The organism is Polaribacter sp., from assembly GCF_965660385.1.
In the GTDB taxonomy this organism is placed as follows: Bacteria; Bacteroidota; Bacteroidia; order Flavobacteriales; family Flavobacteriaceae; genus Polaribacter.
On the sequence record NZ_CBFHZT010000099.1, the window covers coordinates 1 to 4,658 of the forward strand.

The 4,658-nt window shown below is 33.0% G+C and carries 4 protein-coding genes; all 4 read left to right on the forward strand.

Going from position 1 to position 4,658, the window contains the following annotated elements; genetic code table 11:
• The coding region (locus tag ACTG3V_RS15030; protein WP_439132991.1) for a TonB-dependent receptor domain-containing protein at positions 1 to 1,042 on the forward strand (1,042 nt) is incomplete at its 5' end.
• A 17-nt stretch (positions 1,043 to 1,059) separates the two neighbouring features.
• On the forward strand, positions 1,060 to 2,676 hold the full coding sequence (locus tag ACTG3V_RS15035; RefSeq protein ID WP_439132992.1) for a RagB/SusD family nutrient uptake outer membrane protein: 1,617 nt from the start codon (positions 1,060 to 1,062) through the stop codon (positions 2,674 to 2,676).
• 19 nt (positions 2,677 to 2,695) lie between these two features.
• Positions 2,696 to 3,799, forward strand: coding sequence for a SusE domain-containing protein (locus ACTG3V_RS15040; protein WP_439132993.1), 1,104 nt, complete (start codon positions 2,696 to 2,698; stop codon positions 3,797 to 3,799).
• 23 nt (positions 3,800 to 3,822) lie between these two features.
• The coding region (locus tag ACTG3V_RS15045; RefSeq protein ID WP_439132994.1) for a SusE domain-containing protein at positions 3,823 to 4,658 on the forward strand (836 nt) is incomplete at its 3' end.

Sequence of the window (4,658 nt, forward strand, 5' to 3'; positions counted from 1 at the left end):
TTTAGATAGATATCGTTTTGGTAATCAAGATTCTCAATACATTTTTGGAGGTGTCCCTATACTTTCAACAATTCCTTCTGCAAGGAGTAATTTGAGATGGGAAAAAACAGCTACTGTAGAATTAGGTATAGATTATGGTTTATTCGATAATAAAATTACAGGTTCTTTAAACGTGTTTCAAAAAAACTCAACAGATTTATTATCAGATGCACCTGTTGCTGATGGTACTAACTTTACAAACAGAGTTTTACAAAACATTGGAGATTTACAGGTTAATGGGGTAGAGTTTGCTTTAAATGCTGATGTTTTAAAAACCGAAGACTTTAGTTGGAATGTAAACTTTAACACCACATATCTTGGTAGAGAAATTAAAGAATTGGCTTTAGGTCAAGACATTACTCAAGGTGGAATTGCTGGTGGTACAGGAAACTTTATTCAATTGCATAGAGAAGGTTTTGCTCCAAATTCATTTTATGTTTATAAACAATTGTATGATAGTGCAGGTAACCCAATTGAAGGTGCTTATGCTGACTTAAATGGAGATGGAATTACAAATGATTCTGACCGATATTTAAAAGAAGATCCACAAGCAAACATAACGTTTGGTTTTCAATCTAATTTTAATTACAAAAGCTTTGATTTAGCCTTTAACTTAAGAGCAAGTGTTGGTAATTATTTATACAATAACGTTAATTCTTCTTTAGCTCAATACGATTTATTAAGAGACAATGCTGTTATAGCTAACATACCAACATCCGTTTTAAATACAAACTTTAATACTACAGCTAATGTTATTAGATCTGATATTTATTTAGAAAATGCTTCTTTTTTAAGAATGGATAATATTACGTTAGGTTATACTTTAGATAAACCAATAAAAAAATTCGATTCAAACAGTATTCGTTTTTGGGCAGGTATGCAGAATGTGTTTTTGTTAACCAACTACTCAGGGTTAGATCCTGAATTAGGTAGTGGTGGTATCGATAATCAAAACTACCCAAGACCTAGAGTATTTTTGGTAGGTGCTAACATTAAGTTTTAATTCATAAAAATTAAATAATGAAAAAAATATTAAAAATAGAAAAAATAGCAGTCTTTATTTTGGTGATGGTTGTTGCTTTGTCTTCTTGTACAAAAGATTTAGACATCACACCACAAGATGACCAAGATTTATTAGGAGAAGATTTCTTTCAAGATGAAACCTCTTATAAAAGACTATTGGCTGGCGTATATGGTAACTTATCATTAACAGGTGTTGATGGTGCAGGTTCGTCAAACATACAAGGTTTAGACGCGGGTACAAGTCAATTTGGTAGGGTTTTATTATACCTTCAAACCTTATCTGCAGACCAAATGATTTGGTCTTACGAAAATGACCCAGGAACTCGCGAAATTCAACGAAATATTTGGAATGAAGCTGACCCAATTCTTTTAGGAATGTATGGTAGAACGCATGTTACTATAGCTTTTGCAAACAATTTTTTAAGAGAAACTACAGATGCAAAGTTATCAGAAAGAAACGTGTCTGATGCAACAAAAACGGCGGTACAACAATTTAGAGCAGAAGCTCGCTTGTTAAGAGCAATGTCATATTACTATATGATGGATTTATTTGGTCAAGCAAACTTTACAACAGAAGAAGATGCAATTAATGCTCCACCTAGAGCGTACAACAGACAGCAATTATTTGATTATGTAGAGGCTGAACTAAAAGCTATTGAGGCTGATTTACCAGCACCTAGAGCAAATGAACATGGTAGAGCAGACCAAGCTGTTGCTTGGATGATATTATCTAAAATTTATTTAAATGCAGAGGTTTATATAGGTGAAGCTAAATACACAGAATGTATTGACTACTGTAAAAAAATTATTGGCGGTGGTTTTTCGTTAGCTTCTAATTATTTGCACAACTTTATGGCAGATAACGATACTAACTCTGCTGCAAATGAAATTATCTTCCCATTAATATCTGATGGTATTTACACACAAAACTACGGACCTACTACAGTAATGATTAATGGTTCTGTAGGTAGTATAGAAGGTAATGGTTCATCTTTAGGAGTAAGTCCTGCTGGTTGGGGTGGCGCTTTAAGACTAAGAAAACAATTTGTAGAATTATTTGAACCAAGCATCTATAACAATGATACTAGAAATACAATTATTTCTCAAGGAAGAAGTAAAGAAATTACAGATATTTCTAATCAAGACCAAGGTTATATTTTAGCAAAATACTCTAATTTAACCTCAACAGGAGCAGCAGGTTCTGATGTTAGTTTAACATTTGCAGATACAGATTTTCCATTATTTAGATTGGCAGATGTTTATTTAATGTACATAGAAGCTCACTTAAGAGGAGGTTCTGGTGCAGAACCTACAGATGCTGTTAACTACATAAACGCAATCAGAACTAGAGCTAATAATCCTCAAAATAACTTAACACTTTCAGATTTAAATTTAGATTTTATTTTAGATGAAAGAGCTAGAGAATTACATTGGGAAGCGCATAGAAGACAAGACTTAATTCGTTTTGGAAAATTCACAGGCGGTTCTTACAACTGGGTTTGGAAAGGTAATGGAAGCAATGGTATCTCTATACCTGCAACAAGAAGATTATATCCAATACCTTCTGCAAGTTTAGCATCTAACCCAAATTTAACCCAAAATGAGGGGTATTAAACATCAAAAATATTTAGAAATGAAAAAAAATATAAAACGATTTTCAGCAATAACAATCATAGGATTATTCTTATTGATCGTAAATGCTTGTGATGATGATTCTGAATTATTTACAATAACATCAAATCCAACAGCCCCTGTATTAGCAGATTTAGGTTTTACAGAGTTAACGTTAGATGCTGTAAATACAAACAACCCTGCTATTAATCTTAACTGGCAAGATGCTAGTTATGGAATACAAGCTGCAGTAAATTATGCAATTGAGTTTTCTAGTGATGCTGATTTTACAGCTCCTATAACTGCTGCAACAACTACTGGCGAAACTGCAATTACATTATCTGTTGCAGAAGTAAATTCAGCTGCTGGTAATGCAGGTTTAAACCCTTTTGAATGGAAACCAGTATTTATTAGAATTGTATCGTCTTTAGGCACTACAAATAGTGAAACTGTTGCTTCAAACCCTATACAATTAAATGTATACCCTTATTTCAATTATACGTTCAATGACTTTTATTTAGTAGGAGATGCTACAGCTCCAGGATGGGAAAACAACAATAATAATCCTGCACTTTTTAGAGACCCTTCAGATAGTAATTTATATTATTATACTGGTAGATTTTCTCAAGATGGTCATTTTAAAGTATTATCTACCAAAGGATTATGGCAACCACAATATGGTACGGATGATGGCACTACAGTAGGTGCTAACCTTGGTGGAGGAACTGATCCTGAACGTTTTCCTTATGGAGGAGGCTCTGGTATACCAGAAGGCTTTTATACCTTTAAAATAAATTTTGCAACCAATACGTTTACATTCGATTCTTTTGATGCAAGTGGAAAAACAAGTCCTGCATCTTTAACAATTGAAGGTTCTAGTACTGCAAGTGTTGCTATGAATCAATTAGCTTTTGATGGTCATATTTGGTATGTCAATAGCGTTAGGTTAACACCTGGTAATATAGAGTTTGTTACAGATTCTGGTGCAAAATGGGGAAGTTCAACCTCTTTCTCTGGAGTGGCTACAGATGGTGGAGGAGCTATTCCTGTTATTGTAGAAGATGATTACGATGTTTGGTTTAATGACTTAACAGGACGTTATATTTTAATTCCATTAAACTTATAATATCACTTTAAATAAAAGATAAAATGAAAAAATATTTTAAAAAAATTAGTTACTTAATTCTGTCACTAACCTTAATTTTAGGTTCTTGTGATGTTGAAGAAAGTTTAACTATAGTTACACCAGATCCAGAGTTTGTTTTAAATACACCTGGAATCAGCAATATTTTCTTAAATTTTGAAGTACCAGACAACCCAGCCTTTACCATAAATTGGGTTGATGAAATCAATACAGGTGCTACATACACTATAGAAATGGCAACTGAGCCAGAATTTGTTAACCCTATTTCTTTAGGATCAACAGAAAAGAATAACTTTTCTATGACTGTTGCTAGTTTTAATCAAATTTTAGACAATGCAGATATCAAATCTTTTAGTGCTACTGCAGTTTATATGAGATTAAATACAGGTACTGCAATTTCAAATTCAATTTTATTTCAAGTATCAAAATTTGCAGTAAAATTACCATCGATTACTAGCCCTAATTCAGGAGATGCTTATACGCTTTCAGATGTAGACCCAGATTTAATAGCAGCAACTATTACTTGGGAAGATCCAGAAATTACAGAAACCTCTACAGTGGAGGTTAGCTATCAGTTAGAAGCTGCAGAAGCAGGTACTGATTTTGCCAATGCTTTAGTTTTAGGAGAAACAACTGAAAATAGTATAGATTTAACGCATGGTGAATTAAATACATTTGTGTTAGACAATAATGGTGTTGCTAAAACTGCAAAAGATTATGATTTTAGAATTATAGCAATCGCAAAAACAGCGGCTGGAGACTTATTTAGAACATCACCAGGTATAACTTTATCTTTAACAGCTTATAGCGTTGAGCTTGCTCCTATTCTTTATGTTGTTGG

Bases quoted from the DNA above. Each gene is read 5' to 3' on its own strand.
- ACTG3V_RS15035 (WP_439132992.1), top strand. From the start codon at position 1,060: ATGAAAAAAATATTAAAAATAGAAAAAATAGCAGTCTTTATTTTGGTG.
- ACTG3V_RS15040 (WP_439132993.1), top strand. From the start codon at position 2,696: ATGAAAAAAAATATAAAACGATTTTCAGCAATAACAATCATAGGATTA.